Annotated in this window: 24 protein-coding genes; 13 read left to right on the plus strand and 11 right to left on the minus strand. The window is 64.4% G+C overall.

Going from position 1 to position 22,531, the window contains the following annotated elements:
- Positions 1–21: 21 nt before the first annotated feature.
- Complete coding sequence (locus ACXAJV_RS15045; RefSeq protein WP_475086236.1) at positions 22–768, minus strand: double zinc ribbon domain-containing protein; 747 nt, start codon at positions 766–768, stop codon at positions 22–24.
- 48 nt (positions 769–816) lie between these two features.
- Here ACXAJV_RS15045 and ACXAJV_RS15050 point away from each other — a divergent pair, with 48 nt between their 5' ends.
- Positions 817–1,734, plus strand: a complete 918-nt coding sequence (locus tag ACXAJV_RS15050; RefSeq protein WP_475086237.1) for a methyltransferase domain-containing protein — start codon at positions 817–819, stop codon at positions 1,732–1,734.
- On the opposite strand, the gene ACXAJV_RS15055 is transcribed toward ACXAJV_RS15050, so the two are convergent.
- From ACXAJV_RS15055 to ACXAJV_RS15065, 3 genes are read right to left on the minus strand one after another with little or no spacing between them, the layout of a single operon-like run.
- On the minus strand, positions 1,731–1,973 hold the full coding sequence (locus ACXAJV_RS15055) for a Flp family type IVb pilin (protein ID WP_475086272.1): 243 nt from the start codon (positions 1,971–1,973) through the stop codon (positions 1,731–1,733). The genes ACXAJV_RS15050 and ACXAJV_RS15055 overlap by 4 nt on opposite strands.
- Entirely contained in the window at positions 1,889–2,305 is a 417-nt protein-coding gene (gene mutT, locus ACXAJV_RS15060; RefSeq protein WP_475086238.1) for an 8-oxo-dGTP diphosphatase MutT, read from the minus strand. Before mutT ends, ACXAJV_RS15055 begins: the two co-directional genes overlap by 85 nt.
- 50 nt (positions 2,306–2,355) lie before the next feature.
- Positions 2,356–3,216 (minus strand): peptidylprolyl isomerase, encoded by an 861-nt coding sequence (locus tag ACXAJV_RS15065; RefSeq protein WP_475086239.1) that lies wholly within the window; start codon positions 3,214–3,216, stop codon positions 2,356–2,358.
- A gap of 279 nt (positions 3,217–3,495) precedes the next feature.
- Between ACXAJV_RS15065 and secA the strand changes: the two genes are divergently transcribed.
- Both secA and ACXAJV_RS15075 read left to right on the plus strand, forming a co-directional pair.
- Complete coding sequence (gene secA / locus ACXAJV_RS15070; RefSeq protein ID WP_475086240.1) at positions 3,496–6,237, plus strand: preprotein translocase subunit SecA; 2,742 nt, start codon at positions 3,496–3,498, stop codon at positions 6,235–6,237.
- A gap of 6 nt (positions 6,238–6,243) precedes the next feature.
- The gene (locus ACXAJV_RS15075) at positions 6,244–6,717 is read left to right on the plus strand and encodes a GNAT family N-acetyltransferase (RefSeq protein ID WP_475086241.1); all 474 of its coding nucleotides are present in this window, start codon (positions 6,244–6,246) and stop codon (positions 6,715–6,717) included.
- 177 nt (positions 6,718–6,894) lie between these two features.
- Here the strand turns inward: ACXAJV_RS15075 and ACXAJV_RS15080 are convergent, their stop codons facing one another.
- The 4 genes from ACXAJV_RS15080 to ACXAJV_RS15095 form a co-directional block, all read right to left on the minus strand.
- The gene (locus ACXAJV_RS15080) at positions 6,895–7,110 is read right to left on the minus strand and encodes a helix-turn-helix transcriptional regulator (protein ID WP_475086242.1); all 216 of its coding nucleotides are present in this window, start codon (positions 7,108–7,110) and stop codon (positions 6,895–6,897) included.
- A 3-nt stretch (positions 7,111–7,113) separates the two neighbouring features.
- Positions 7,114–7,545, minus strand: coding sequence for a hypothetical protein (locus ACXAJV_RS15085; protein ID WP_475086243.1), 432 nt, complete (start codon positions 7,543–7,545; stop codon positions 7,114–7,116).
- Positions 7,546–7,548: 3 nt separating this feature from the next.
- On the minus strand, positions 7,549–7,965 hold the full coding sequence (locus ACXAJV_RS15090; RefSeq protein ID WP_475086244.1) for a hypothetical protein: 417 nt from the start codon (positions 7,963–7,965) through the stop codon (positions 7,549–7,551).
- A gap of 130 nt (positions 7,966–8,095) precedes the next feature.
- On the minus strand, positions 8,096–9,682 hold the full coding sequence (locus tag ACXAJV_RS15095; protein WP_475086245.1) for a lysine--tRNA ligase: 1,587 nt from the start codon (positions 9,680–9,682) through the stop codon (positions 8,096–8,098).
- A gap of 203 nt (positions 9,683–9,885) precedes the next feature.
- On the opposite strand from ACXAJV_RS15095, the gene ACXAJV_RS15100 reads away from it, so the two are divergent.
- Positions 9,886–11,094, plus strand: a complete 1,209-nt coding sequence (locus ACXAJV_RS15100; RefSeq protein WP_475086246.1) for an LL-diaminopimelate aminotransferase — start codon at positions 9,886–9,888, stop codon at positions 11,092–11,094.
- Between the two features lie 16 nt (positions 11,095–11,110).
- Here ACXAJV_RS15100 and ACXAJV_RS15105 read toward each other — a convergent pair whose 3' ends face one another.
- On the minus strand, positions 11,111–11,683 hold the full coding sequence (locus ACXAJV_RS15105; RefSeq protein ID WP_475086247.1) for a YkvA family protein: 573 nt from the start codon (positions 11,681–11,683) through the stop codon (positions 11,111–11,113).
- Positions 11,684–11,885: 202 nt separating this feature from the next.
- Here ACXAJV_RS15105 and ACXAJV_RS15110 point away from each other — a divergent pair, with 202 nt between their 5' ends.
- The 6 genes from ACXAJV_RS15110 (at position 11,886) to ACXAJV_RS15135 (ending at position 16,803) form a co-directional block, all read left to right on the plus strand.
- Positions 11,886–12,104 (plus strand): hypothetical protein, encoded by a 219-nt coding sequence (locus ACXAJV_RS15110; RefSeq protein WP_475086248.1) that lies wholly within the window; start codon positions 11,886–11,888, stop codon positions 12,102–12,104.
- A 159-nt stretch (positions 12,105–12,263) separates the two neighbouring features.
- Complete coding sequence (locus ACXAJV_RS15115) at positions 12,264–12,923, plus strand: DsbA family oxidoreductase (protein WP_475086249.1); 660 nt, start codon at positions 12,264–12,266, stop codon at positions 12,921–12,923.
- Between the two features lie 29 nt (positions 12,924–12,952).
- Positions 12,953–13,345, plus strand: a complete 393-nt coding sequence (locus ACXAJV_RS15120; protein WP_475086250.1) for an MAPEG family protein — start codon at positions 12,953–12,955, stop codon at positions 13,343–13,345.
- Between the two features lie 40 nt (positions 13,346–13,385).
- Positions 13,386–14,747 (plus strand): TldD/PmbA family protein, encoded by a 1,362-nt coding sequence (locus ACXAJV_RS15125; RefSeq protein ID WP_475086251.1) that lies wholly within the window; start codon positions 13,386–13,388, stop codon positions 14,745–14,747.
- A 37-nt stretch (positions 14,748–14,784) separates the two neighbouring features.
- On the plus strand, positions 14,785–15,033 hold the full coding sequence (locus ACXAJV_RS15130; protein WP_475086252.1) for a DUF4170 domain-containing protein: 249 nt from the start codon (positions 14,785–14,787) through the stop codon (positions 15,031–15,033).
- A 69-nt stretch (positions 15,034–15,102) separates the two neighbouring features.
- Entirely contained in the window at positions 15,103–16,803 is a 1,701-nt protein-coding gene (locus ACXAJV_RS15135; protein WP_475086253.1) for an ABC transporter ATP-binding protein, read from the plus strand.
- Between the two features lie 156 nt (positions 16,804–16,959).
- Here the strand turns inward: ACXAJV_RS15135 and ACXAJV_RS15140 are convergent, their stop codons facing one another.
- A complete protein-coding gene (locus ACXAJV_RS15140; RefSeq protein ID WP_475086254.1) occupies positions 16,960–18,561 on the minus strand; it encodes a sensor histidine kinase in 1,602 nt (533 codons plus the stop codon).
- Positions 18,562–18,703: 142 nt separating this feature from the next.
- On the minus strand, positions 18,704–19,366 hold the full coding sequence (locus ACXAJV_RS15145; protein WP_475086255.1) for a protein tyrosine phosphatase family protein: 663 nt from the start codon (positions 19,364–19,366) through the stop codon (positions 18,704–18,706).
- Positions 19,367–19,469: 103 nt separating this feature from the next.
- Between ACXAJV_RS15145 and ACXAJV_RS15150 the strand changes: the two genes are divergently transcribed.
- The 3 genes from ACXAJV_RS15150 to lpxK are packed head-to-tail and all read left to right on the plus strand — an operon-like array spanning position 19,470 to position 22,530.
- Entirely contained in the window at positions 19,470–20,240 is a 771-nt protein-coding gene (locus tag ACXAJV_RS15150) for a lysophospholipid acyltransferase family protein (protein ID WP_475086273.1), read from the plus strand.
- Positions 20,237–21,523 carry a 3-deoxy-D-manno-octulosonic acid transferase gene (locus ACXAJV_RS15155; protein WP_475086256.1) on the plus strand — a complete coding sequence of 429 codons (1,287 nt, stop codon included), beginning with the start codon at positions 20,237–20,239 and terminating at the stop codon, positions 21,521–21,523. The genes ACXAJV_RS15150 and ACXAJV_RS15155 overlap by 4 nt, the downstream gene beginning before the upstream one ends.
- Positions 21,520–22,530 (plus strand): tetraacyldisaccharide 4'-kinase, encoded by a 1,011-nt coding sequence (gene lpxK, locus ACXAJV_RS15160; protein ID WP_475086257.1) that lies wholly within the window; start codon positions 21,520–21,522, stop codon positions 22,528–22,530. Before ACXAJV_RS15155 ends, lpxK begins: the two co-directional genes overlap by 4 nt.
- Position 22,531 lies beyond the last annotated feature (1 nt).

Raw genomic sequence — 22,531 nt, forward strand, 5'->3', positions numbered from 1 at the left:
CGGACGATCCATTCAGTCCACCTAGATAGTGGGATCGGTAGACCTGACAACTCGGCACAGTGTCATAACGGATACATGGTCCGCACCTGCCCGCTTCAGCGTCCGGGTACAGGCGGTCGCTGTGGCACCGGTCGTGAAGACGTCGTCGACCAGTATCACGCGGCGCCCTTCGACACGGCTGCGGTCCGGCACATGGAAGGCGCCGGCGACATTGCGCTTGCGCGAGCGGGCGCTCTGTCCGGCCTGACTGGGTGTCGCCCGCCGGCGCAGCAGCCAGCCGGTTTCCATCGGCACGCCGGACAGCCGGGCCATCGCAGCGCCGAGCAGGGCCGACTGGTTGTAGCGGCGCGCCAGAAGGCGCCGCCAGTGCAGCGGCACCGGCAGGATGGCATCGGCACCGCCGATGCAATCACCGCCCGCCGCGATCATCCAGCGGGCGAACTGGTCGATCATCTCGCGCCGGCTGCCATGCTTGAAGCCGAGGACCAGCGGACGTGAGGCATCATCATACGCCAATGGGGCACGGACGAGGTCGTAAACGGGTTGTTTTGCGACACACAGGGCGCACAATGTTGCAGATGTGGACGCGCTGCCCCCGGGATAGGGAAAGGGCAGGCCGCACACGCTGCACCAGGGCGCATCCAGAAAGGTCAGCCGCGCCCAGCCAGCGGCCTGCAGCCGGCCGCTGGCGTCGACGGCACTCCCCGTCACCGGGCAGACAGGCGGCCAGGCCAGATCGGCCAGACGGCTAGCAATCGCGCCAATCACACACCTGCCCCCTTTTCCCGGCGGCCCTTAGACGGCATATCCCGCACCATGAATTCCGACACGCCACCCAACCTTTTCGACCGGACCCTGCTGCGCACACGCCGCAACCGTGCTGCGGCACGTCTGGCAGACTACAACTTCCTCGTGCGCCGTGCATTCGACGATATGTGCGACCGGGTGGAGAGTGTCACGCGGGACTTCGGGCGCGCCGCCATACTGGGCGGCGGGCCGGGTCTGGCCGACGAGCTGATGGCCCGCCCCGCCGGCGGCAAGATCGGCTGGCTGACCAGTGCAGATCTGTCGCCAGCTGTCGCCGCAACTCTGGACCGCCCGGCTCTGGCGCTGGACGAGGAGGCGCTGCCCTTCGCGGAAGAAAGCCTGGATCTCGTCCTGGCCCCCTGGGGGCTGCACTGGACCAACGACCTGCCCGGCGTGCTGGTACAGATCAATCACGCGCTGAAGCCGGACGGCTTCTTTGCGGCATCCCTTCTGGGCGGAGCGACACTCAACGAGCTGCGGCGTTGCCTGATGACGGCGGAGAGCGAACTGACCGGCGGTGCGAGCGCACGGGTTTCGCCCTATGCCGGCACGTTCGACATGGCTGCGCTGATGCAGCGCGCCGGATTTGCCATGCCGGTTGCCGATATCGACCGGGTGACGGTGCGCTACAATAATGTCTTCGCGCTGATGGCCGATCTGCGGGGCATGGGTGAGGCCTCGGCCCTTGCCGACCGTCCCCGAAGCCCCGCCTCGCGTGCACTCTTCATGCGGACAGCAGAGCTCTACACGCAACAGTTTGCCGACGAGGACGGCCGCATCCGCGCGACGTTCGAGATCGTGCATGCTGCAGGCTGGGCCCCGCACCCGGATCAGCCCAAGCCGAAACGCCCGGGCTCGGCGACGCACCGGCTGGCAGACGCGCTGGGCGTTCGGGAACAGTCTCTGGGAGAAAAGGCCGGCCGCTAGAAGGGCGCGGATGCCTGGTTGAGCATGTCCATGATGGCCGGACCGATTACGGTCAGGCCGCCGATGATCATGATCGAGATCAGCGCGGCGATGATCGAGTATTCGATCGCCGTGGCACCGCACGTATTGCCCCAAAAACCGGACAGGCGCCGGATCAGAGCCGGTCGCGGATCTCTGCGGCCAGGGACCGGTCTGCTGCCGACAGCTTGTACTCGCCCAGCTTTTCCTTGCGGACCCAGGCGATCTCCTGGCCTTCCAGCGGACGGGCGAACCCGTCCCAGGTACGGCACAGGAAGAGCGGCATCACGATGTGAAAGGTTTCGTAGGGATGGGATACGAAGGCGAAGGGATGCAGGCATCGTTCGCATGGCTCCACTCCCAATTCCTCACGGAGCTCCCGGACAACGGTTTGCTCCGGCGTTTCCCCGGGCTCGATCTTGCCACCGGGAAACTCCCAATACCCCGCCATCGGTTTGCCTTCAGGCCGTCTGGCTATGAGGATCCGTCCATCCGGGTCCAGCAAGGCACAGGCGGCGACATGGATCACCGGTTTGGGGCTACCAGCCGACATCGTGCGTGAACTCCTTTAAGATCGGGTGCAGAAACGCGGTGAATACCGGCTTAACCCGGCTGGTCGGGACTGTCGTCCTCGCCGGGCAGGCCGCGGTCATGAGCCTCCGGCTCGGCATAGATGTCCGGCTCGCCCCCATCGTCCGCCTCGATGACGATCTCCGGCCGCTCGATCTGGGCACTGTCCCGCAGACCGTCAATCAGCGCTTCCAGCTGATCGAAGGTGTAGAAGCGTACGATGTTCGGCCGCAGCGCCTCGATCGATGGCGGCGGCTGGCGGCGGCGATCGACCACTTTGAGCAAATGCCAGCCGAATTCGCTGCGGAAAGGCTCGGAAACGACACCCTCAGGCGTCGAGAAGGCGACGGAGCCGAAAGCGGGCAGTATGCCCTCGCGGCTGAAATAGCCCAGATCGCCGCCTTCCAGCCGTGTTGCCTGATCCTGGCTCATCGCTACGGCGAGCTCGGCGAAATCCCGCCCCTCGGCCAGCAGCTGCGCGATGGCATCAGCCTCGGCGCGCGTATCGACAAGTATGTGACGCGCCCGCACTTCCTCGCCCAGCGGGATCAGGCGGATCTGTTCGCGATAGATGCGCTGGATGGTTTCTTCCGTCACGGCATCGTCCAGCGCCGTCTCGACCAGGACATTGCCCAGGATACGCTCTTCGGCGAGCGCCATGCGGCGGCGCGCCTCTTCCGACTGGTGCAGGCCGCGCCGGCGCGCTTCCAGGGCCAGCAGGCGCTGATCGATCAGCTCGTCGAGAACCCGTTCAAACTCGGCCTCTCCCGGCTGCAGCGTTATCTCGTCATCGCCTGACTGGGAGCGGGCTTCGCGCTCGACATCCGACCGGCGGATCACTGTCCCGTCGACCCGGGCAACCACCGGATCGGCCTCGTCCGGTGCGATGCGCACCGCAGGCTCCGCCCCCGGTTCCGGCGTCCGCCGCGGCTCGGGGCCACAGGCCGCGAGGCTCGCAGAGATCAACAACAGTCCTACAAAAAACCGCAGAATGGCCACGCTGACAGTCCTTTACGGGAATATGCCGCGTAGCACGCGCCGCGCGGCTTGATTGACACCCATCCCCCCCATCCTTAAGTCACCCTGACGTTTCAAAGCAATGTTGGCGTCTCCGGCGAGAGGGACGGACTCGAGCGCCGGACGCCGGTCCAGTTGTACGCAAAGCCAGAACACATGCTGTCTATAGCCCGCAAGATCTTCGGAACCGAGAACGACCGCAAACTTAGCCGCATGCGGCCGATGGTCGAAAAGATCAACGCCCTGGAGCCCGACTTCCAGGCGCTGTCCGACGACGCCCTCAAGGGCAAGACCACGGAATTCCGCGAAAGGCTCGACAAGGGCGAAAAGCTGGACAGCCTGCTGCCGGAGGCCTTTGCCGCCGTGCGCGAGGCCGCCAAGCGCGCTCTGGGCCTTCGCCCGTATGATGTGCAGCTGATGGGCGGCATGGTACTGCACGAGGGCTCCATCGCCGAGATGAAGACCGGTGAGGGCAAGACGCTGGTCGCCACCCTGCCGACCTATCTCAATGCGCTGACCGGCAAGGGCGTGCATGTCGTTACCGTCAACGACTACCTCGCCACACGTGACGCCGAATGGATGGGCCGCGTCTTCGCCCAGCTGGGAATGACGACCGGCGTGATCGCCCACGGCATGGCTGATCCGGAACGCCGTCAGGCCTATGCCTGCGACATCACCTACGGCACCAATAACGAGCTTGGCTTCGACTATCTGCGCGACAACATGAAATACACGGTCGACGAGATGGTGCAGCGCGGCCACGGCTTCGCCATCGTCGACGAGGTCGACTCCATCCTGATCGACGAGGCGCGTACCCCGCTGATCATTTCCGGCCGCACCGAAGACCGGACCGAATTCTACCAGACGATCGACCAGCTGATCCCGCTTCTCGACGAGGACTGCTACGAGATCGACGAGAAAGCCCGCTCGATCCTGCTGACCGAAGAGGGCAATGAGAAAGTCGAGGAGCTGCTGAAGGCCCGTGATCTGCTCAAGGATGATGCTGACCTCTACGATGTCGAGAACATCGCGACGGTCCACCACGTCAACCAGGCACTCAAGGCGCACAAGCTGTTCGTGAAGGACAAGGACTACATCATCAAGGACAATGGCGTTGTCCTGATCGATGAGTTCACCGGCCGCATGATGCCGGGACGCCGCCTGTCCGACGGCCTTCACCAGGCGATCGAGGCCAAGGAAGGCACGGATATCCAGCCGGAAAACCAGACCCTCGCCTCGGTCACTTTCCAGAATTATTTCCGCCTCTACGACAAGCTGGCGGGCATGACCGGCACGGCCCTCACCGAGGCCGACGAGTTCATGGACATCTACAAGCTGGGCGTGGTCGAGATCCCGACCAACCGGCCGATCGCCCGCGTGGACGAAGAAGACGAGGTTTACCGTACGGCGAAAGAGAAATACGACGCTGCCATCACCGACATCGAGGATTGCGTGAAGCGCGGCCAGCCGGTGCTGGTCGGCACGGCCTCGATCGAGAAGTCCGAACTGCTGTCGGACATCCTGACCAAGCGCAAGATCAAGCACCAGGTGCTCAATGCGCGCTATCACGAGCAGGAAGCCTACATCATCGCCGACGCCGGCGTGCCGGGCGCGATTACCATCGCGACCAACATGGCCGGCCGCGGCACGGACATCCAGCTCGGCGGTAATGTGGAAATGCGCCTTGGCGCCTGGCTGAGCGAACAGAAGGAACTCGGCAAGGAACCGACCGAGACCGAGATTGCCCGCGAGAAGGACAAGATCGCGGCAGATGTTGCCGAAAAGAAAAAGCAGGCCCTCGATGCCGGCGGCCTCTACGTGCTGGGCACGGAGCGCCATGAAAGCCGGCGGATCGACAATCAGCTGCGCGGCCGGACCGGCCGCCAGGGCGATCCGGGCCGCTCGAAATTCTATATCTCCGTGCAGGACGATCTTCTGCGCATTTTCGCGCCGGAGCGTCTGGACGGAATCATGCGCACGCTCGGGATGAAGGAAGGCGAAGCCATCCAGCACCCGTGGATGTCCAAGGCACTGGAAACCTCCCAGCGGAAGGTCGAACAGCGCAATTTCGACATTCGCAAGAACGTCCTCAAATATGACGACGTCATGAACGACCAACGCAAGGCCGTGTTCGAGCAGCGTATCGAGTTCATGACGTCCGACGACGTCTCCGACGTCATCAAGGATATGCGCCAGCAATCCGCGGAAGATCTCGTCGAGGCCCACATCCCGCCGAAGGCCTATGCCGACCAGTGGGATGTCGAGGGTCTGACCAATGAGGTGAAGGATACGTTCGGTCTCGACCTGCCGATCGCCGACTGGGCTGCCGAGGAAGGCATTGCCGACGAGGAGATTCTGGAACGTATCGTCGACGCGGCCGACAAGGCCTATGCCGAGAAGGCGGTCAATGCCGGCCCGGACCTGATGCGGCGGATCGAGAAGTCGATCCTGCTCCAGGCGATCGACATCAACTGGCGCGAGCACCTGCAGAATCTCGACGCCATGCGCGCCATGATCGGCCTGCGTTCCTACGCCCAGCGCAACCCGCTGAACGAGTTCAAGACCGAGGCCTTCTCGCTATTCGAGCGCATGATGGACAATCTGCGCGGTGAAGTGACCCGTCAGCTGATGCTGATCCGCTTCGAGCGGGCTCCGGCACCGCCGCAGGCACCGCAGAATGTTCAGGCGAGCCATATCGACGCCAGCACAGGCCGCAACGAGATGGACGGGCCGGACCGCGAGCCGGTCGCCCCGCGTCCGGCTGCCCCGCGCGCCGCTGCTATCGATCCGAACCGCCCGGAAACCTGGGGCCGTGTCGCGCGAAACCAGCTCTGCCCGTGCGGCTCCGGCAAGAAGTACAAGCATTGCCACGGCGCAATCGATCAGGCCTCGGCCTGATCCTCCATGGGCGCTGATACAGACTTCCCCCATCTTCGCCCGGCCCGCCCGGGTGAAGACGAGGCGCTGTCCCGCCTGTGCCTGAAATCCAAAGCCTATTGGGGATATGACGCGGCCTTCATGGCCGCCGTCTCGCCCTACCTAAAGGTCACACCCGACGCGATCGAGGCCGGCCACACCACCGTCGCCGAGGCTGAGGACGGCACACTCCTCGGCGTCTGCCAGATCGACCCGGACGGGCATGGCGGCACGCTGGACCTCTTGTTCATTGCACCGGAAGCGATCGGATCCGGCGTCGGGCATGCCTTGTTTGAGAGGGCCAAGGACCAGCTGCGCGCGCGGGGAGAGACAGTGATGACCATCCTGTCGGATCCCTATGCCGAGCCCGCCTATCTGCATATGGGCGCTCGCCGGGTCGCCATGCGCCCCTCCGACGTCTTCAAGGGCCGCGAACTGCCCTGGCTGGAAGTGGCGCTCTAGAGCGTGATCAGGTGAAGTGGGGACCGGTTCACCGGTTCGATCACGCGACCGCTCAAGTCGAGCGTGATCAGGTGAAGTGGGCACCGGTTCACCGGTTCGATCACGCAACCGCTCAAGAATCCGGAACAGGGTCGGTTCCGGAGAAAACGACCCTGCTCCAGAGCAGCCACCACGTCTCTACTCGGGATACTGGAACACGTCCTCCAGGCCGACGCCGAATATCCGGGCGATCTTGAAGGCCACTTCCAGCGAGGGGGAGTATTTCCCCTGCTCTATCGCGATGACAGTCTGACGAGTAACACCGACTTTCTCGGCCAGTTCGGCCTGGGTCATCTCATCAGTGTGGAACCGCAAAGTCCGGATCTGGTTGGTAATAGGCGTGGGTTTCGCCATGCATCACACCTCCGCGCGATAAGCGAGCAGCTTCACGCCGATCGACACGACACCGGCCAGCATGCCGCCAACGAAAAGGGTCTGTGCGACCCAGAAGCTGTGCACGTCCAGCACCAGCAGCACCAGGGCCGCGAAAGCGACGGCATGCATCGCATGACCGCCCCAGGCATCGCCGCGCTGCTCAATGTTGCGATCACGCTCGTCGTCAATAACGCCGTCTGTCTTGTGCACGGCGGGGTCGGAAATCGCCATGCGGACCGCAGATATGATCAGCAATACGATAAATATCCCCATCGCGATCGCCATCGGCCATTTCCAGGATATCTCATCCAGCGGCATCTGGCCGATCTGCGGCACGACCCGGACCAGATACCAGCCCAGCGCAACAACACCCCCGGCCAGAGCGGCCAGATTCAGCTTTTCCATGAAAGACATGCGCTATACTCCTTGGCGGTAGCCGATCAGGCAGGCGACCGACTTGACGATCTCGCCGGCGACCAGGGCCAGCAGGACCAGATTGGCGATCCAGAACACCGAAAATCCGGTCAAGGCCAGAACCAGCGATCCGCCCGCACCGGCTGAGACGACATAGCCCGCGATCTGGTCGCTGCGCATCGAGATCAGCTGGTCGCGCTCATCGGCCGGAGCGTCCGCATCCTTCGGCGCCGTCGAGCTGACAATGATCGTGCCGACAATCATCACGACGATCAGCAGCACGATGGTGCTGATCATGTGGCCGGCGCTCAGAACAGCCTCGCCGGCGAGGGCCGCCTTGGCGGTATTCCCGAAATACATCCCGTAGATCAACACATTGGCGATCAGGGTCAGAACCGCGATTTTTTCACGGAAGGACATGTCAAACACTCCAGTCTTGATGTCGATGATCTTTGACATTGGTAGATGTAAGACTTCGCCGACTTGATGTCAAATTTTTTCGACTCAATGTCGTGAAAAAATGACCCGACATGCGGGTCATCTCATGAAATCAGACCTTTACGAGTTCACCGGCCAGGGCCTGCTCGATCAGGGCAATGGTTTCCGTGACGCCATAGATCGCCACGAAGGACCCGAAACGCGGCCCCTGGGACTGGCCGAGCAGGACTTCGTAGAGACCCTTGAACCAGTCGCGCAGATTTTCGAAATCCTGCGTCTTGCCGGCGGCATAGACCTCGTCCTGGATCTTCGCGGCATCGCGCTCGCCGGCGTCCATGGCTTTCAGTCGCAGCAGCAGGTCCTCCATCGCGGCCCGCTCGATATCGGTGGGCGCACGGAAGGCCTTGGTCGGCTCCACGAAGTCCGCGAAGTACTGCACGGCGAAACTTGCCAGATGGTCCAGCAGCGGATGCGTCTGCGGCGTCGCCCCGTCGACATAGCGGCCGATGAAACCCCACATCACATCGCTGGAATGCGCACTGGCCGCCGAGGCCAGGTTGAGCAGCAGCGCAAAGGAGATCGGCGAGGCCTCCGACGGCGGATTGCCGGTATGGATGTGCCAGGCCGGGTTTTCCAGCTGCTGGGCTTCATCCTGGCCGGGATAGGCCGCCAGATGCTGGAGATACTCGTCCACCGCCTTCGGGATGACATCGAAATAGAGCCGCTTGGCGGTCTTCGGCTTGACGAAATTGTAATAGGCGAGGCTCTCCTGCGGGGCATATTTCAGCCAGTCCTCCACGGACAGTCCATTACCCTTGGACTTGGAGATTTTCTCGCCCTTCTGGTCGAGGAAGAGCTCGTAGACGAATTGCGTCGGCGGCTCGGCACCAAGGATCTTGCAGATGCGCGAATAGATCGGCGCATTGGTCTGGTGGTCCTTGCCGAACATCTCGAAGTCAACGCCCAGGGCCGCCCAGCGCATGCCGAAATCCGGCTTCCACTGCAACTTCACCTGGCCGCCCTTCACGGACAGCGTTGTTTCCGTGCCATCCTCATCGTCGAACGTGACCGTGCCCGCCTTCGCATCGACTGACTTCATCGGCACATAGAGCACGCGGCCGCTCTTCGGCGAGATCGGCAGGACCGGCGAATAGGTCGCCTGACGCTCGGCGCCCAGCGTGGGCAGCATCACCTGCATGATCTCGTCATACTTCTCCAATGCCCGGACGAGCATGTCGTCATAGGCGCCGGACCGGTAGAGCTCGGTCGCCGACTTGAATTCGTAGGTGAAGCCGAAACTGTCGAGAAAGCCGCGCAGACGGGCATTCATGTGGGCGCCATAGCTGTCATGCGTGCCGAAAGGATCCGGCACCACGGTCAGCGGCTCCTGCAGGTGTTCAGCCAGCATTGCCTGGTTGGGCAGATTCTCCGGCACCTTGCGCATGCCGTCCATATCGTCGGACACACAGATCAGCTTCGGCTCGTAGGCGCCGCCGGTCAGCACGTCGAAGGCATGCAAGACCATCGTCGTGCGCACGACCTCACCGAACGTGCCCATATGCGGCAGGCCCGACGGCCCGTAGCCGGTCTCGAACACGACCGGCCCGGATTTTCGGCCGAGCTTGTCCAGACGCTTTTTCAGCAGGCGCGCTTGTTCAAACGGCCAGGCTTTCGCGTTTTGGGCAAGATCGGAGTTCATCGGATCGGTCTTTCTGTTCTTGGAGTGTGGAAAAGCTGGCGAGGTAGAGGGGAAGCGCCAGAGCGTCAAGCATAAGGGGCGCGGCAGGCCCTTGCGCCACATCGCCGCAATTCGGCCCGCTTGCATCCGAAATGATGCCATGCGCTGTGCCTAGCCTCTTGAAGCGGGCGGGGAGCCATGCGTTAGTGGGAGAAAATTCGAGCATGTCGGATAGATCGATGGAATTTCACCGGACAAAGCGCCTGCCGCCCTATGTATTCGAAGAAGTCAATCGCCTGAAGGCGCGCTTGCGGGCCGACGGCGCCGATATCATCGATTTCGGCATGGGCAATCCCGACCTGCCCACCCCGCAGCACATTCTCGACAAGCTTAAGGACACGGTGGAGAAGCCGCGCACCAATGGCTACTCGGCCTCGCGCGGCATTCCGGGCCTGCGCAAGGCACAGGCGCGCTACTATGAGCGCCGCTTCGGCGTCGATCTCGATCCCGACAAGGAAGTCATCGTTACGCTGGGCTCGAAGGAAGGCTTTGCCAATCTCGCCCAGGCGATCACGGCTCCGGGCGATGTCGTGCTGGCGCCCTCGCCCTCCTATCCGATCCACACATTCGGTTTCCTGATCGCCGGCGGCACGATCCGGCATGTCCACGCGCCCTCGCCGGAGGAATACCTGCGCGGCCTGGAACATGCCGCCCGCCACACCGTGCCGAGCCCGATCGCCGTCGTCGTCTGCTTCCCGTCCAATCCGACCGCACAGACCGCCACGCTCGACTTCTACAAGGACGTCGTGAAGTTCGCGCAGAAACACGACCTCCTGATCCTTTCGGACCTGGCCTATGCCGAGATCTATTTCGGTGACGACCCCACCCCTTCAATGCTGCAGGTCGAAGGCGCCAAGGAACGCACGATCGAGTTCACCTCGATGTCCAAGACCTATTCCATGGCCGGCTTCCGGGTCGGCTTCGCGGCCGGATCGGAACGCCTTGTGGGCGCCCTGGCTCGCGTGAAGTCCTATCTGGACTATGGCGCCTACACGCCGGTCCAGGTGGCCGCCTGCGCCGCACTGGACGGGCCGCAGGACTGTGTCGACGAGGCGCGGGCGATCTATCGTCACCGCCGTGATGTTCTGGTGGAAAGTTTCGGCCGCGCCGGCTGGACGATCCCGAAGCCCGAAGCCTCGATGTTTGCCTGGGCCCCCCTGCCCGAAGGCTGCGAGGAAATGGGCTCGCTGGAATTTTCGAAGCAGCTGATGGAAGAGGCCGGCGTCGCCGTAGCCCCCGGCATCGGTTTTGGCGAACACGGGGAAGGCTATGTCCGCCTGGCCCTGGTGGAGAACGAGCAACGCATCCGCCAGGCCGCGCGCGGCGTCGGCGAGTTCCTGAAAACCCGCCGACCCGCGATCCGGGCCGTCTAGACCCGGCGACACATCACTAGAAGTAGTGACGGATGCGCGTGGTGTGCGGCCACTTGGCGCCGGCTTTCGACCGCAGACGGCGGCGGCGCATGCGCGACTGCATCACATTGCGCGCTTCTTCCAGCGACGGCAGATCGGTAGCCGGCTCGGCCTTGAGTTCTTCGCGGTGTGCGACGAAGTCGGCATAGGCTTCGAGCTCGGCCGAAAGGCTGGCGGCGACGAGGTCGATCATGATCGCATCGTCAACATAGCCCAGAACCGGCGTCGCATCCGGGATCAGGTCTTCCGGATCAGCGAAGTAGGCCAGCGCGTCGATGACGTTCTTGCGGTCATCGCCTTCCAGCTTCCAGTCTTCATCTTCCAGCATGCCCAGAAGCGGGCCGAGCTGACGGATGCGCGCCTTGACGAATTCCGGCGGGTTCGATGCCAGCGCCTTGTCCATCATGTCGGAGACACCCGCCATGATCCGGGCTTCGTCCGTCGTACCCAGCGAAGCGCGGGACTGTTCGAGACGCTCCCGGAAAAAGTCGAGATCCGTGTCGGTCAGATCGAGCTCGACCTTGAGAGTGGGGGTGGTTTGTTCGGTCATGATGTCGAAGGCACCTTCCTGTTGCCGTTGATTGATGACGCCTTGTCGCATGACCGGCGCCCAGCACAAAGCGGGATCGGGTGCGCCTGCCGTCCCGGGAGATCGTCGTCAGGCCGTCGCCCCTGAGGCAGCGGCAATGCGCAGTTAACCACGAACATGATTTCCGCTCCCTGCCAAGGCCCGCGCGCGATAAGATTTTCGCATGAACGTCGCTTTCAATACTGCCGTCACAGGCATGCTCGCCGCACAGTCCCAGGTCGCCACGGCCGGTTCGCAGATGGTTGCGAACGCGGCGAAGGGCCAGGACATCATCCAGGCCGCCGTCGCCATCAAGCGCGCGGAAGCCACACATGCCGCCGCGGCGGCTGTTGCCCAGACGGCAAGCGACATGACCGATACCCTGCTCGACATCACAGTCTGAGCAGGTCCCGCTCGGTCGGTGGATGGCCGGTGGGCGTCATCTCCTGTGCCGATCCTCTGTGGGCGCAGTGCGGCACGGGAGATGACGATCCCGGACGTCGCCCAATCCCTCGCACAATCACCCTCGCAATCTCCGGCAAAACAGCCTAACTGATGGGCCATGGCCCAGAAGATTTCCGTCGATATCGTCGCCGACCTCGTCTGTCCGTGGTGCTGGCTCGGCAAACGCAACTGGGATGCGGCCATTGCCGCCGTGCCCGAGGTTTCGGTCGAGACGATCTGGCGGCCCTACCAGCTCGATCCGACGCTGGCCCGCGAAGGCCGCCCCTATCGCGACTACATGAAAGCGAAATTTTCCAGCGCCGACGATGCCGGCCGCTGGAAAGCCATGCGCGAATATCTCGAACAGGCCGCCCCCGGCGCCGGGATCGACTTCCGCTTTGACGCCATCGAGATGCGGCCCAACACGCTGGACGCCCACCGCCTGATGCGCTGGGCGCGCGGGCAGGATTGCTCGGACGCGATGGCGGAGAGCCTGTTTGCGGCCTTTTTCCGCGATGCCCGCGACATCGGCGACCGTGCAGTCCTGAACGAACTGGCGGGGGAAGCGGGCCTGGATACGGCGATCACTGGCGACCTGCTGGCGAGCGATCGTGACGAGAAAGCGGTCTGGGAAGAAGAGGTCTTCTTCCGCAAGCTCGGCGTAACCGGCGTACCCACCTATATTTTCAACGGGCAGTTCGCAGTGTCGGGCGCCCAGGAGCCGGCCGTGCTGGCCGACGCCATCCGCCAGGCCGTGAACGAGCCTGCGGAAAGCTGACCGGAACCTGATCCGGCAAAAGGGGAAGCATGTCTGCACTGCAAGCCGTCGGGCTCTATTCAGCACTCAACCTTCTGATCCTTCTGGTGCTGGCCGCCAATGTGTCGCGCCACCGCCGCCGCGCCAAGGTAAGCTTGGGCAGCGGCAAGGATCCGCTTCTGGAACAGGCCATTCGCGCCCACGGCAATGGCGTGGAATGTGCGCCTCTAGCTCTGCTGGCGCTCTTCCTCACCGCCTCGCTGGGATATGGCGCGACGATCATCCACGCACTGGGCATCGGCCTGACGCTGGGCCGCTTCGTCTACAGCTATGGCCTGCTTTCCAGCCCCGGCCCCAGCATGGGCCGGATGATCGGCACCGGGCTGACCTGGCTGGTCCTGCTGGCTCAGGTTCTGTTGCTGCTCGCAGCTGCCATCAGCTGACCCATTGCCCGGCGGCCGTTCCGGGCGCTATAGGCCTGCCATGACCCAAGCCCAATCCGCACCCGATGCCGCCCGCCTGCAGGAGATTGCCGCCGATCTGATCGCGCGCGCAAAATCCGCCGGCGCCGATCACGCCGAAGCCTCCGTCGCTGAATCGCGCCATACGGAGCTGTCCGTACGCGATGGCAATCTGGAGGATATCGAGCGTTCCGAATCGCTGGATGCTGGCGTGCGGGTTTTCGTCGGCCAGCGCCAGGCCGGTGTCGCCTTCTCCGACCTGTCCGAACAGGGCCGCCAGTTCACAGTTGAGCGCGCCATTGCGATGGCCAAGGCCGCGCCGGAAGATCCGTTTGCGGCCCTTGCTGATCCGGAGCGGCTGTGCACCAAGCCGCCGCGTCTCGATCTGTTCGAGGCTGTTGAGTGGTCGCCGGAAGAGCTGGAAACCATCGCCAACCGCGTCGAGAAGGCAGCCCGGGCAATCAAGGGCGTCACGATGACCGACACCGCCTTTGCCAGCTATGGGCAAGGGGCCGCTGCCTACGCGACGACGACGGGTTTCAATTCAGGCTGGCGCAAGAGCCAGTTCGGCTATGGTGCCTCTGTCATTGCCGGCAAGGATGGCGCCATGGAGCGCGACTATGCCGCCACCAGCGCGCGCCGTGGTTCTGACCTGAAATCGCCGGAAGAGATCGGCACCGAAGCCGGCGAGCGCACCGCGCAGCGGGTCGGTCCGCAGAAAATCAAGAGCGGCGTGATGCCGGTCGTTTTCGACCGCCGCGTTGCAACGGCCTTCCTAAGTGCCTTCTGCGGCGCAATCAGCGGCCCCTCGGTGGCCCGCGGCGTATCCTTCCTGCGCGACAAGATGGGCGAGAAGGTTTTCGGCGACGGTATTGTCATCGTTGACGATCCGCACCGCGACTGGGGACACGCCTCCTGCCCCTTCGACGGCGAAGGCACGGTCAATGCGCGAAGCAACATCATCGAGGACGGCCGGCTGACGACCTGGTTCCTGAACTCGTCCGCGGCCCGCCAGCTGAAGCTGGAGCCGACCGGACATGCGCGCCGCAATATGGGCGGCCCGCCGGGCGCCGGTCCGACCAATCTCCACCTGGAACCCGGACAGGCCAGCCGCGACGAACTGATCGCCCGGGCCGGCGACGGCCTGCTGGTGACCGAGATGTTCGGTCCTTCGCTCAACGCCAATACCGGCGACTGGTCGGTCGGCGTGTCAGGCTATCGCATTGCCGGTGGCCAGATCGACCACCCGGTCAGCGAAGTGACAGTGGCGGGCAATCTGATCGAGATTTTCGCCCGCCTTGTGCCGGGCAGCGACCTGGAGTTTAGAGGGGCCGTTAACGCCCCCAGCGTATGCGTTGACGCGATATCGGTGGGCGGTCTTTAAAGCCGCCGCAGACACGACCTCTCATCGGGAGCCCATCATGAGCGAGACCCACATCAACAACCAGCTGCTCCACATCGTCATCGGCGGCGAGCTGGTTTGCGTCGATCCCAAGAATTGCGAGTTCAAGGATCTCAAGGCCGTCGATTTCGTCGGTGCGTTCGGCAGCTATGAAGATGCCCGCAAGGCCTGGAAGAACGCCGCGCAGCGAACGGTCGACAACGCCCACATGCGCTATTTCATCATCCATGCGCACAAGCTGCTCGATCCGGCCGCAGAGACGAAGTAGGCCGGACCGCTGACCGCGACCCCCGCCTCTTCAACCGCAAGCCTGGGCCGCCGGCTGTGGCGGGACTGGTTGTCGCGCCATACCGGCCTGGTGATTGGCGCCATTGTGCTGTCGGCTATAACCGCCGGCGCAGCGGCCTCCTATGTCTGGGTGGTCGGACGCACCTTCGACCAGCTTGAAGCGGGGCTCCAGAACGGCGTAATGTGGTTTGCGCCCGCTGCGATTGTCGGCCTCGCCATGCTGCGGGCGGTCAGTCTCTATCTGCAGACCGTACAGACCAATCGCCTCGCCTTGACGGTGATGCAGGACCTTCAGAACGCTATGTTCGCCAAGCTGGTCCGCGCCGATTTTGCGCGGCTGCAGGGCGAGCCGGTCGGGTCGCTGGTCTCGCGCTTCACCAACGACATCACGCTGCTGCGCGAAACCCTGATCCGGCTGACCAACAATCTGCTGCGCGATGTGCTGCAGGTGATCGCGACGATCGGCTGGATGCTGTGGCTGGACTGGATGCTGACCCTGCTGGTGCTGGTCGTCTACCCGCTCGCCTCCTGGCCGGTGATCCGGATCGGCCAGCGCCTGCGCAAGACCTCCAACCAGGCCCAGTCCCAGATGGGCGCGGTGACCAGCCAGCTGGAGGAGAGCTTCTCCGGCACACGGATGGTCAAGACCTACGGCCTGGAGGAGGCCGAGACCGAGCGCGCCGCCCGGTCCTTCGGCGACCGCCTGCGCTTCCTCTTGCGCATCGCCGAGAACAAGGCGCGGGTCGATCCGATTCTCGAGGCTGTGGGCGGTCTCGCTCTGGCCATCCTCATCACTGTCGCCGGGCTGCGCCTGACGGCTGGCGAAAGCTCGATCGGCGATCTGATGGGCGTGCTCACCGGCGTTGCCCTGCTCGCTTCGCCGATCCGCGCCATCGGCACGCTGAACGCCGTCGTGCAGGAAGGTTTCGCCGTGCTCGAACGGGTCTTTGCCGTACTGGACGAGCCGGAACGGGTCGCCTCGGCACTCGACGCCCCGGCGCTCGATGTGCCGGCCGGAGCGGTGGAATTTGACACGGTCGGTTTCGCCTATCCCGACGGCACGCCGGCGCTGAAAGGCGTCTCCTTGAAGGCCAAACCGGGCCGCACCGTTGCGCTGGTCGGCCCGTCCGGTTCGGGCAAGTCCACCGTGCTCAATCTTCTGCCGCGGCTCTACGACCCGCAATCCGGCACGATCCGCGTCGACGGAACCGATATCCGGGCAGTGTCACTGGCCTCGCTGCGCAGCGCGATGGCCCTGGTCAGCCAGGACGTCACCCTGTTCGACGATACGGTGAAAGCCAATATCGGCTTTGGCGATCCCGGTGCCTCGGACAACGCCATCATCGCAGCGGCAAAGGCGGCCGATGCCCACGACTTCATCATGGACCTGCCCGGTGGTTATGACGCACCGGTCGGCCCGCGCGGCAGCAATCTGTCCGGCGGGCAGCGCCAGCGCCTGTCCATTGCCCGTGCCATCCTGAAGGATGCGCCCATCCTGCTGCTCGACGAGGCCACCAGCGCGCTGGACACCGAGTCGGAACGTCGCGTGCAAGCCGCCCTCGAACGGCTATCGGAAGGCCGCACCTGTCTTGTGATCGCGCACCGTCTGTCCACCGTGCGCGATGCCGACTGGATTTATGTGATGGAGAATGGCGAGGTCTGCGAACAGGGCCGCCACAACGAGCTGGAAGCAGCGGGCGGTCTTTATGCCCGCCTCTGCCGCATGCAGTTCGGCGCGGAAGAGACGTAGGCTTCCCCTGCGAAGCGGGGGAAGTGGCCGAGCCCGGCCTCGGGCCGGGCAAGGGCGATGGGGGTGAGTGCGATGCGCGCAGCGCGCTCCGCACCACTTCGCGTTGCCCCCTCAGTCCGCTAACGCGGACAGCTCCCCCGTAAACGGGGCGAGCCCTTATTCCGCCGCGGCCTGGCTTTGCAGGGCAGCCTGTCCGGGCAGGTGCAGAAAGAAGATCGAGCCGGCACCCGGCGCGCTTTCCACCCGGATATCTCCCCCCATCAGCTCGGCCAGCTTCTTGGCAATCGCCAGACCAAGCCCCGTGCCGCCCACCTTGCGCTGCATCACCGCCTCGCCCTGACTGAAGGGCATGAAGACCCGCCCGATCAGGTCGTGATCCATACCTATGCCGGTATCGGCGACCTCGAACATCAGATCACGGGTGCCATCGGCTGCCTGGTGAACCAGGCAACGCACCCTGACCTCGCCGCGATCGGTGAATTTAACGGCGTTGGACAGGAGGTTCGACAGAATCTGGCGCAGCCGGGCCGGATCGCCCTGTGCCGTCATCTCGGCGACCGGGTCGATCTCGATATGCATGTTCAGCCCCTTCTCCATCGCTTTCAGGCGATAGGGACCGGCGACGGAGCGGACAATCTCCGCCGGATTGAAGTCTGTCGTCTCGACCTCGAAACGGCCCGACTCGATGTTGGCCAGGTCGAGAATGTCGTTGAGGATGCCCAGCAGCGCCTGGCCCGAGGCCTCGATCAGGCTGACCATCTCGCGCTGAGACGGCTCCAGATCGGTGCTCGCGAGCAGGCTGGACATGCCCAGAATACCGTTCATCGGCGTGCGAACTTCATGGCTCATCGTCGCCAGGAATTTCGATTTCGCGCGGCTGGCTTCGGTCGCCTGCTGGCGCGCTTCCACGAGATCGTGGATATCGGTCAAGGCGCCAACCATACGCACCGGATCGCCTTCCGGCGTCCGCACGGCCTCGCCACGGATGCGGAACCAGCGATGCTGACCGCCGACGATGCGCAGGCGCACCGACAGGTCGAAGGGGCGGCCGCTCTTGAAATGTGCATTGAGGGCGGACTGGAAACGCGGCGCATCATCCCTGTGGATCAAAGAGAGAAACTGGTCGGACACCGAAGTGTGCTCGCGGCTTTGATAGCCCAGCAGTTCGCGGCCGCGCGGCGAGACATAGATCTGGTCGGTGCGCAGGCACCAGTCGAGAATCCCGTCGGACGTGCCCTTGATCGCCAAGGCCGCGCGATCACCGGATTCAAGGGCGAGAATCTCTCCGGTCAGCCGGCGGCGATAATGGTTGAACACGGCGAGCAGATCGTCGGCAATCTCGATCGGACGGCGGAAAGTCGCCACGACAATGCCGATCGTCTGGGCGCCCTTGAACAGCGGCAGGCCGACATAGGCCCGCGTCCCCATCTCCTCGAGCATGAAGTCTCTGGGGAAGTGCGTGCTGACATGATCTTCATAGACCGTCGCCCCGCCCTGCATCGTCTCTTCGCACGGCGTTCCGGCAATGTCGTAGCAATAATTATCGACGAGGGCGCCGCCGGCCGCGACCTGCAAGGTCTGCATGCGTGTTTTTGTGGCATCGATACGGCCGATGACAACGCTGTCGGCAGCGAAGACTTCGGCGGCCTGGCGTACAAAGGCCTGCAGGAAGGACGGTCCCCACTCGCGCGAGAGCAGGAAATTCAGGCGGTTGAGTTGTTCCTGCGTACGGTCTGCTCGAATGGCCAGATCCGGCATCAGCCCCTCCTACGTCGCCGGGTCGCCCCCCGGACTCGAAACGTGGTTAACGGGCATTAATGTGACTCATTCCTGTGGATAGAGTCGTCATATCTGATGCATTTGCGGGTTATAAAGAATCAGCCGGTGCGCAATTGCTACCTTATTCGCGGCGCAGGATGCGCTCGGTCAGCATGTTGCCCCACCAGCTGGACATGAAGCCCTTCTGCACCGCCTCGCGATCATAGACCGTCTCGACCCACTCCATGAAGTCGATCGGCGTTTCGGCGTTGTAGGCCCGGTAGGTCTCGAAGAAATAATCCAGCACGCCAGTCTTGCCGGCCTTTACATGCAGGTATTTCAGCGACAGGTGCTCGATGGCTTCCTCATAGGGCAGTTTCAGGTGGACCAGCCGGTAGAAGACCGAGATCAGCCCGGCCCGGTCTGCCCCGGACTTGCAGTGGATGAGTGCGGGATATTCGATCGTCTCGAAGATTTTCGCAGCGCGCTGCATGCGGTCAACATAGGGCGCCTCGCGCGATCCGAAGGGCATGTCGATCATGGTCAGACCGAGCCGCTCGCAGGCCTCTTTCTCCAGGTCGTAATAGCAAACGCCCGGCTGGGTGCCGCGGATGTTGAGGATCGTCTTGAAGCCGTCGGCGGCCAGTTCCACGAGCCGCTGCGGCGAGGGCTGGTTGGCACGCCACATGCCGCCGCCCACCTCATGCATGTTGTGGAAGCGCTCGCGCAGGATGCCGTGATCCTTCCAGAGATAATCGCTCCAGGCGCGCTTGCGGTCCTGCGGGTCGTTGAGGTCGTAGGGCATGGGCTCGCTTTCCGTGTTCCCGGGCATTTAGGCCGACCGGCGCACGGACGCAACCGCGGCCCATGCTTGACCTTTTCCTCTGTGGAGGCGAGCTAGGGTGACCATGCTGAAACGCCTGCTCTCCCAGCCTTGGGCCCAGGAAGCCGTCGCCTTCCTTATCCTGCTCTATGTGGAGCTGGCGAGACGGAGCATTCGCTGGGAGGTGCGCGGCGATGAATTCGTGCGCAAGGCCTGGGACGGGAAACTGCCGCTGATCGGTTGCGTCTGGCACGGGCGGGTTCTGATGACTTTGCAAGGCTGGAAGCGCGAACGCGAGCGGATGGTCGCCCTGGCTTCGAAATCGCGCGAAGGCGAGATCGGTGCGCGCTGGGCCCGCTGGTACAAGGTGGGCGTGCTGCGCGGCTCCACCCGCAATCCGGACAAGCCGGGCGCCAAGGGAGGCGAGGCCGCCTATCGCGCCATGATCAACCATCTTTCTGCCGGCGGCTGCGGGGCGGTGACGCCGGACGGGCCGCGCGGCCCCCGTATGCGGGCCGGCTATGGCGCCGTGCGGATGGCCCGCGAGACCGGCGTTCCGATGGTACCCTTCACCTGGTCCTGCCGTGGCCGCACCGTGCTGCATCGCGCCTGGGACAAGCACTGTCTGCCCCACCCTTTCTCGCGCGGCATCATCATCTGGGGCGAGCCCATTTACGTGCCGTCCGACGCCACGCCGGAACAGCTGGAAGCCGCCCGGCTTGAGCTGGAGATCCAACTCAACCGCATCACGCGCGAAGCCGACGAGACCATGGGGGTCGACGTTGTAGAGCCTGATGAGCGCCGCCGGCCGGGAACGGCGCGGCCCCGCCGCAATCGTGCGGGAGGCAAGGCGTGAGCTTGCCGCCTTCCCTTGGCCTTTACCGCGCCGCAACCCGGCTGGCGACACCGCTCCTGTCAGGACTGCTGGCGCGGCGGGCCCGAAAGGGCAAGGAAGATCCTGAACGCCGCCATGAACGTCTCGGCCAGCCCAGCCGCCCGCGTCCGGACGGCCTTCTGGTCTGGATGCACGGCGCCAGCGTCGGCGAAAGCCTGGTCGTCGCCAGCGTCGCGGAAGAGCTGCTCGCCCGCCGGCCGGACCTCAACATCCTGGTGACGAGCGGCACGGTGACGTCGGCCCGCCTGCTCGCCGCCCGCCTGCCGGGGCGGGCTTTTCATCAATACATTCCGGTCGACACGCCGGCCGCCGCCCGGCGCTTCATCGTGCACTGGCAACCCGACCTGGCTGTCTTTGCCGAGTCCGAACTCTGGCCCAACCTGATCGTAGAGACCGCCCGCCGCGAAACGCCGATGGCGCTGATCAATGCCCGCATGAACGACAAGTCGATCCGCAGCTGGCGCCGGCGTCCGGATACGGCGCGCTGGCTGCTCGACCGGTTTTCCTGGATCGGCGCCGCCGACACCCGCACCCGCGACGGGCTGGAGGATCTGACCGGTGTCCCGGTGAACCTTGCCGGCAATCTCAAACTCGAAGCACGCCCGCCAGCTCCCGACGCGGTCGAGCTGGACCGCATCCGCACCACTCTGGGCAACCGGCCGGTCTGGCTGGCCGCCTCGACCCATGAGGGCGAGGAAGCCATCGTCCTGGATGCGCACTTGAAGCTGCTGGCCGACGATCCCGCAGCACTGCTCATCCTGGCGCCCCGTCATCCGGAACGCGCAGCCACCGTGGCGCGGCAGATTGCAGATCGGGGTCTGACCGCCGTTCGGCGGTCGGAAGAACGCTTGCCCGATGCGCGCTGTCAGGTCTGGCTGGCCGACACGCTCGGCGAGATGATGCTGTGGTACGCGCTGGCACCCGCCTCCTTGATCGCCGGCAGTCTCGTACCCGGGATTGGCGGTCACAACCCGGTCGAAGCCAGCCGGGCTGGCACGGCCGTCATCACCGGTCCCCATGCCGCGAGCTTTGACGATCTGTTCGATGCCTATCGCCGCCACACGGCCGCGATCGAGGCCAAAGATGCAGACAGCCTGGCCGACGCGGTGCGCACGATCTGGCGCGGCGAAGGTCCTGCCATGGGTGCTGCAGAGGCCGCGCTGGCGGACGCGTCCGGCGGGGCCATGGAAACGACCCTCGAACAGCTGGAGTGCCTGCTTGATGGCAAGGCGGTGAGGCGATGAGGGAGCCGGCATTCTGGCGGACCGATGGCGGGCGCGGCTCCGGTGCCCTGGCGCGGGCCCTGCTCTCGCCGCTGGGCCGTGTCTATGCCTGGACCGTGGCGCGTCGCTTGCGGCGGACCGACCCGGTCAAGGTCGGCATTCCGGTCTTCTGTGTCGGCAATCTGACTGTCGGCGGGACGGGCAAGACACCCGTTGCGGCCGCCCTCATGACACGGCTGAAAGATATGGGCCGCACACCGGCCGCTTTGTCGCGCGGCTATGGCGGCACGCTGTCCGGACCGTTGCAAGTCGACACCGCTCAACATTCCGCCCGCGAGACCGGGGACGAGCCGCTGCTGCTGGCGCGGGAAGCCGCCGCCTGGATCAGCCGTGACCGGGTCGCGGGTGCACAGGCGATCGAAGCGTCCGGTGCCGACGTGATCGTGATGGATGACGGACACCAGAACCCGGCATTGGCCAAGGATTGCTCCATCGTGGTGGTGGACGGTATCGCGGGCTGGGGCGCCGGCACGCTGTTTCCGGCCGGACCGCTGCGCGAGCCGGTCGCGGCCGGTCTCGCCCGCGCCGACGCCGTGATCGTCATGATGCCCGGACCCAATGCTGCGCCGGACTATCACCGGCTCGGCCTCGCCGATCTGGAAATCCCGGTCTTTCACGCCTGGCTGGAACCGGCCGCGCCGCCGCCCGACGGCCCGCTCGTCGCTTTTGCCGGGATCGGCCGTCCGCAAAAATTCTTCGATGCCCTGGCTGCGGCAGGCGCGCGGCTGTCCGAGATCGCCGACTACCCGGATCACCATCCCTATTCGGAGCGTGACATTGCGGCGCTCAAGGCGCTCGCCCAGGCCCATGATGCCCGTTTGGTCACCACGGAGAAGGACTGGGTGCGGCTGGACAGCGCGACTCGCCGCGATGTCATCGCCTGGCCGGTGAAAGCCGAGTTCGCCAATCCGGCGGCCCTGGACGGTTTGTTGCGCGATGTATTGGACGCAGCGAACACGGATCGCTAAA

The sequence above is a fragment of the Maricaulis sp. ABE4_448 genome (assembly GCF_056160825.1).